General features: G+C 29.9%; 5 protein-coding genes. All 5 read right to left on the minus strand.

Going from position 1 to position 5,791, the window contains the following annotated elements; all coding sequences use genetic code 11:
* Positions 1 to 341 precede the first annotated feature (341 nt).
* The gene (lysS, locus tag L21TH_RS10915) at positions 342 to 1,820 is read right to left on the minus strand and encodes a lysine--tRNA ligase (RefSeq protein ID WP_006315919.1); all 1,479 of its coding nucleotides are present in this window, start codon (positions 1,818 to 1,820) and stop codon (positions 342 to 344) included.
* Positions 1,821 to 1,907: 87 nt separating this feature from the next.
* On the minus strand, positions 1,908 to 2,381 hold the full coding sequence (gene greA, locus L21TH_RS10920) for a transcription elongation factor GreA (protein WP_006315920.1): 474 nt from the start codon (positions 2,379 to 2,381) through the stop codon (positions 1,908 to 1,910).
* A 266-nt stretch (positions 2,382 to 2,647) separates the two neighbouring features.
* Positions 2,648 to 3,634 (minus strand): hypothetical protein, encoded by a 987-nt coding sequence (locus tag L21TH_RS10925; RefSeq protein WP_006315921.1) that lies wholly within the window; start codon positions 3,632 to 3,634, stop codon positions 2,648 to 2,650.
* A gap of 43 nt (positions 3,635 to 3,677) precedes the next feature.
* Entirely contained in the window at positions 3,678 to 4,601 is a 924-nt protein-coding gene (locus L21TH_RS10930; protein ID WP_006315922.1) for a hypothetical protein, read from the minus strand.
* 84 nt (positions 4,602 to 4,685) lie between these two features.
* Positions 4,686 to 5,669, minus strand: coding sequence for a tRNA dihydrouridine synthase DusB (gene dusB / locus L21TH_RS10935; RefSeq protein WP_006315923.1), 984 nt, complete (start codon positions 5,667 to 5,669; stop codon positions 4,686 to 4,688).
* Between the last annotated feature and the right edge of the window lie 122 nt (positions 5,670 to 5,791).

Genomic DNA, 5,791 nt, shown 5'->3' on the forward strand with positions numbered 1-5,791 from the left:
GAAAGTTTATCTGAAACTCAACTGGCTTTGCACTGTTCAATTTTCAAAGTCCTAATTTGTCTGTCGACTTTTGTCGCCGACTCTTAATATCTTATCATGTTAAAAGGAATTTGTCAAGAACTTTTTTTGTTTTATTTTATTCGCCGTTTCAGCGGCGACTTTTAATACTATACCAAATACTAATTTGCATGTCAAGTGTTTTTGCTATGTTTTTTTGTTTCCTTATTATGGAGCTTATAACCATAATGAATTGTGCTATACATTTAGGCAAAAGCCAAATTAATTTTAAATTTTATTTCAAATAAAGGGTACATTGCAAAAGCAATGTACCCTTTATTTATCTACTTATTATCTACAGGTTTCATAGTTGGGAATAAAATTACGTCTCTTATAGATGATTCATCAGTAAATAACATAACTAATCTATCTATCCCTATACCTAGTCCACCTGTTGGTGGTAATCCTACCTCTAATGCATTGATAAAGTCATAATCCATCATATGAGCTTCATCATCACCAGCTTCTCTTTTCTTAACTTGTTCTAAAAATCTTTCTTTTTGATCTATTGGGTCATTTAATTCTGAGAAAGCATTTCCAGCTTCACTTCCACAGATAAATGGTTCAAATCTATGTGTATATCTTGGGTCTTCAGGGTCTTTTTTAGCTAATGGTGAAATTTCAACCGGATGATGAGTAATAAATACAGGTTGTATTAATTTATCTTCTACATACTCATCAAATGCTTCACTTATTATTTCTCCTATAGATTCATTTCCTTCTAATTCTAAACCTAATTTTTCCGCTTCTCTTCTAGCTTCTTCTATATCAGTTATTTTATCAAAATCTACTCCTGTATGTTCTTTAACAGCATCAACCATTCTAATTCTAGGCCAAGGTGGTGTTAAATCTATTTCTTGTCCTTGGTAAGTTATTTTTGTTGTTCCCTTTACTTTTTCAGCTACATAAGAATACAAACTTTCAACTAATTCCATCATATCTTCATAATCTGCATATGCTTGGTACAATTCAAGTAATGTAAATTCAGGATTGTGACTTGAATCCATTCCCTCATTTCTAAAAACTCTACTCATTTCATATACTCTATCGAAGCCACCAACTATTAATCTTTTCAATGGTAACTCTAAAGAGATTCTTAAGTACATATCAATGTCCAACGCATTATGATGTGTAATAAATGGCCTAGCTGAAGCTCCACCTGCTAAAGTAGATAACACCGGTGTCTCTACTTCCATGAAATCTCTATTATCTAAAAACTCTCTTATCGCTTTAATTATATTTGATCTTGTAATAAATGTATCTTTTACTTCTGGATTCATGATTAAATCCACATATCTTTGTCTATATCTTAAATCAGGATCTTTTAAACCATGGAATTTTTCTGGTAGAATCTGCAAGGACTTAGAAAGCAATACTATTTCTTTAGCTTTTACAGATATCTCTCCCATTTTTGTTTTAAAAATCTCACCTTTAACCCCTATTATATCTCCTATATCATAAGTTTTATATAGTTCATATTCTTCTTCTCCTATTAAATTCATCTTAACAAATAACTGTATTCTACCTTCACTATCTTGTAAATCTGCAAAGCCAGCTTTACCATGACCTCTTTTAGCCATTAATCTACCTGCTATTGAAACCGTTTTGCCTTCTAGTTCTTCAAAATTCTCTTTGATATACTGACTCTTATGAGTAACATCATATTTTTCAATTTCAAATGGATTTTTGCCCATTTCTACTAGGTTCTGTAGTTTTTCTCTTCTCATCTTCAGCATCTCATTTAAGTTAGCTTCTTCTGCCATATTTCGTACACCTCCTATTTATCCTATCCATCTACTCATTATATCATAACCTTTTATACATGCATTATATTTAATGATGTATTAAGTTTATTTTTCAATTTTAAGTACCTCATATTTAATTACGCCATCAGGTACTTGAACTTCTACTACGTCTCCAACTTTTCTACCTATTAATGCTTTTCCTACTGGAGATTCATTTGATATTTTAGCTTCATATGGGTCTGCTTCTGCTGAACCTACAATAGTATATTCTATTTCTTCATTAAACTCTTCATCTTTAACTGTAACTCTTGAGCCAACGCTAACTACATCTACAGAAATATCAGCAGCATCTATTACTTTAGCATATCTAAGCATCTTTTCTAATTTTGCTATTCTTTCCTCAACTTGTGCTTGTTCATTTTTTGCTTCGTCGTATTCAGAGTTCTCACTAATATCTCCAAAAGCTATAGCCTGTTTTATTCTTTCTGCTACTTCTTTTCTCTTAACAGTTTTTAAATACTCTAATTCGTTTTCAACTTTTTTTAAACCCTCGGAAGTTAAAATTACTTCTTTTTCCATGGTATTACTCTCTCCTTTTTTTGTATTGATTTTTGATTTATTAAATATTTAATAAAAATTATATTATTAAATGCCTAAGAAAATTTCTTTGAAAATATTAGTTTATACCTTATTATATTATATATTAAATTCAAAAATTTATTTAAAAAAATTATAGATACTTATCTTAAATAAGAAGCACCGTAAGTTAACTTACAGTGCTTTCCTATTTTATATGTTGACTATTATAATTTAGTAACCCTTCATTGTCAAGAGTATTTATAGGCTTAGTTTTTGACATTTGATATAAAATATCGACAAGTTTCATTACCTTTTAAAAATATTTTAGAAACCTGTTTTATAGTATAAGATTTATCTCGTATTACTACTCTTTTAAAATCCCTTGAATTGACATTTTTCATAGTTTCATATATATGTGAAGGTATATCCTGCTCAAAGCTATAATCCGATATATCACACCTTATATTGCTAGGTTTTTTTAACATAAAATCTGTAATAATTATAACATCTTTTCTTTTATCTACTAATTTTCTTAAACTATTCTTCTTACTTAAATCAAATATTATTGCTTTTCTTTTTATATCTTTAACATTCAACTCAATATTATCTTTAAAGTTTATAATAATGTTGTATTTGCTAAGCTTTCCTTCTAATCCTCTAACTATATGTATAGAAAGTCCAGTAGAAATTAATATCTTATCAGATAATTCATGCATATATTCTTCGTTTTCTCCATATACAGAAAGATATTTTAATTCTAATGCTAAATCACGTATTAATTCTTCTTCATATTGTAAATCATCATTTATTATTAATACTTCTTGTTCCTTCAAATTGATATTATTATAATTATAAATTTCTTTTATTACTGGTAGAACAAGCTGGATTCTCGTAGTCCTTCCATCGACGAAGGAAACATTACAATTGTCTTCTAATTTTACTACATCTTCTTCATCTAACAATTCATGTTTATACAAACATAATCTCGTTATATTTTCTTCTTTTAATGAATTTATACATTCTATTATACTGTCTATAAACCTTTCTTTTTCACTGTTCTTTTCAGAAGTAAATACCCCTATCCCATATCCTTTAATCTCTGTACCCTTTTGATTTAAATATCTACATACTACCTTAGGCTTCATTCTGTTTACTATAATTAAAAATATACTTTCAGGAATAAACCTTAATAACCCTTTTTGTAATGCTTGTCTGTAAAGTTTAGGCTCTAAAACATAGACGAACTTCCCCAAATCTCTTATCCCCCCTTTTATCAACGCTAACCTTTCGTTATTTTTATAATACTTGTTCCTCTTCATTTAGGTATTCTATTCTAGGTCTAAAATCAAACATATCTAAAGCTCTATTATATTCTTTATCAGTCAGCTCTTCAGGATACTTACCTAATAAAGCAACAATAGTTGCTTCCATAACATTAGTTCCAAATGACCTACCTTCAAATTCAGGAGTAGTTGTTATCAATAATTTTACACCTTTCCTCTTCATTTCTTGGATATCATTAGCTGTTACTGTATTAGTTATGATTGTTTTTCCTTTCATATCAGATGGCATATATCTGTTTATGTATAAAAAATCACCTGCTATAATATCAGCTTCTTGATAATATTTTTCAAATTTATCTTCTTTTATAACCTCTTGTTTCTTTCCTGTAGGATATAACATTTCAAAAGGTAATTTGGTTGCTATTGGTGCCAATATCTTAGCTATATTATATAGTGTATTATATGATTTTATCTTTACTGGTATGCCTAAAGTAAACATAACATCCCCATATGTAACTATACTTCCAACCTTTTCAAAAGCTTCGGCCATACCAAATCTGTCTAATGCAGACGTTAAAAGTATATTAGCATTCTTTAATTTTACAATGTTATTCTTATTTATATATTCAATAACTCTTCTCTCTAATGTATTTTTTAAAGAAGAACCATCTACTATTGGTGTTTTAACTGCTGCTTCCTTAAGAGGTGTTGAATCCTTAATTATATATTTTTTGTCTTTACATACTAAGTATATGTCTATACCTCCCATCCCGAAAGCATCTACTTTCCCATCTAATTCTTTTATTAAGTTTATAGCTTTTTCCTTATCTCCATCTGTTCCTATTCTCTCTATTATAAACTCCTCTCCAAACATATTGGTTTTTACTTTATGATTTCTCTTTGAAGAGCCTATACTTACACTAACTACTCTTTTCATATTATCCCCACCCAACTTTCTCAATTTTAGATTATATATATTTTATTTCCATATTATTACCTTCCCATCCTTTTTTTACACTCTTTAGTCCTCAATTGCCATTAAGTCTTCTTTATATTTATATAATTCTTCCTTTAATTCTTTATAATGATTTATTGTATTTATTTTTCTTCTCATATCAGAAGAATTTTTCATACCCTTTGTGTACCATCCTATGTGTTTTCTCATTTCTTTAACTGCAACTCTTTCACCTTTAAGCTGAATTAATAATTCTAAGTGCTTTAATGCCATATCAATTTTTTCTTCATCCCTTGGTGCTGGTAATAGTTCTCCTCTTTCCAATAAAACTACTGTTCTTTTAAATATCCACGGATTACCTCTACTCCCTCTGCCTATCATTACCGCATCACAACCAGTATAGTCTAACATTCTTTTAGCATCCTCAGGTTCAAATATATCACCGTTCCCAATTACAGGTATAGACACATTTTCTTTAACCTGTTTTATAATCTCCCAATCAGCCTCACCAGAATAAAATTGCTCCCTTGTACGGCCATGTACACCTATAGCGCAAGCCCCTTTTTCTTCTGCTATTTTAGCTATTTCAACTGCATTTATATTATCTTTATCCCAACCAGCTCTAATCTTTACAGTAACAGGCTTATTAGAAGCTTTTACAACTGCTTCTATTACCTCACCTGCTAATTTAGGTTCTTTAAGTAAGGCACTTCCATCCCCATTTTTCACAATCTTAGGTGTTGGACAACCCATATTTATATCTATAATGTCTATGTCTTCTCTATCATTCAAGTTTTTATATACTATTTCAGACATAATATTAGGCTCAGAACCAAATATTTGTAAAGATACTGGATGTTCACTGGAATCAATTTTCATTAATAATTCTGTTTTTTTATCACCATAATATAGTCCTCTACTACTAACCATCTCAGTGTATACAAGTCCTGCTCCCATCTCTTTACATATAACTCTAAAAGCCATATCTGTAATTCCAGCCATTGGTGCTAAAAACACTTTATTATCTACCTGTACATTTCCTATCTTCATATCACCACTCCTACTTTTTTAGTTCACAGTTTGTACCATCTCTAATACCCTATTACTCTGCTCCGTGAACTACTCGCCATTGAAATGGCAAGCTTCGGAGTCGCAAGTTAAAAACTTGCTAC

The organism is Caldisalinibacter kiritimatiensis (genome assembly GCF_000387765.1).
Taxonomy (GTDB): domain Bacteria; phylum Bacillota; class Clostridia; order Tissierellales; family Caldisalinibacteraceae; genus Caldisalinibacter; species Caldisalinibacter kiritimatiensis.

What these genes read in the sequence shown, in the direction of transcription:
- lysS (WP_006315919.1), bottom strand. Translation starts at nt 1,820, where the DNA reads ATGGCAGAAGAAGCTAACTTAAATGAGATGCTGAAGATGAGAAGAGAA.
- greA (WP_006315920.1), bottom strand. Translation starts at nt 2,381, where the DNA reads ATGGAAAAAGAAGTAATTTTAACTTCCGAGGGTTTAAAAAAAGTTGAA.
- L21TH_RS10930 (WP_006315922.1), bottom strand. Translation starts at nt 4,601, where the DNA reads ATGAAAAGAGTAGTTAGTGTAAGTATAGGCTCTTCAAAGAGAAATCAT.
- dusB (WP_006315923.1), bottom strand. Translation starts at nt 5,669, where the DNA reads ATGAAGATAGGAAATGTACAGGTAGATAATAAAGTGTTTTTAGCACCA.